This window comes from Frankia sp. CoWAU3 (genome assembly GCF_977971855.1).
The window spans coordinates 7,473-8,262 of sequence record NZ_CDWWXB010000073.1 but is presented as its reverse complement, the minus strand read 5'-3'; the positions used below and the strand labels follow the sequence as shown (position 1 = coordinate 8,262).

1 protein-coding gene is annotated in these 790 nt (G+C 73.5%); it reads left to right on the top strand.

What is annotated here, in order from left to right:
• The coding region (locus AC08ON_RS09045; RefSeq protein ID WP_476616781.1) for a S49 family peptidase at nt 1–790 on the top strand (790 nt) is incomplete at both ends.

The following is a 790-nucleotide window of genomic DNA, read 5'->3' as shown; positions in this document are numbered from 1 at the left end:
GACCGGTCTCGGGATGGAGGCGCCGTTCCTGCGGGGAGCGCTCGACCGGCTCGGTATCTCCGTCGAGATCGGCCAGCGGTACGAGTACAAGAACGCCGTCAACACGCTGGTGGAGTGGGACTTCACCCCGGCGCACCTGGAGGCGGTCAGCCGGATCATCGAGTCCAGCTCTGACCAGATCGTGGCCGGCATCGCCGAGGGACGCGGGCTGTCCACCGACCGGGTTCGGCGTCTGATCGATCTCGGACCGCTGGCCGGGTCCGTCGCGCTCGACACCGGTCTCGTCGACCGTCTCGGCTACCGCGACGAGGTGTACGCGGCGGCACGGGAACGGGTGACGCGGGGGCCGTCGGCCGGATTCGGGGGTGACGGGGAGGGCGCGGGCCGGGAGGATGCGCGCCGCGGGTCCGGCGCGGAGCCGGTTTTGATGTACGCCTCCGCCTACCGGCGGTCCGCCGAGCGGCGGGAGAAGTTCCCGGCGCTTCGCGTGGCGGCGCTGGCGGCTGGCGGTCCGGCGGCTTTCTTCTTCCGCGAGGTTCCCGATGATCGGGACGGCTCCCGTCCCGACGGCGCCGGGGAGGCCCACCTCCACCCGGACGAGGCCGCGGGCATCGGGACGAGTGCGCTGGCCCCCTCCGTGACGGCGCCGCATCGCGACCCGAAGAAGTCGGTCATCGCGCTCATCCACGGGACCGGGCCGGTCGTCCTCGGACACGGTGCCCCGGGTCCGTTCTCCGGGCCGGTGCTCGCCGCGGCGGCCTTCCGTTCCGCCGCGCGTGATCCCGCGGTG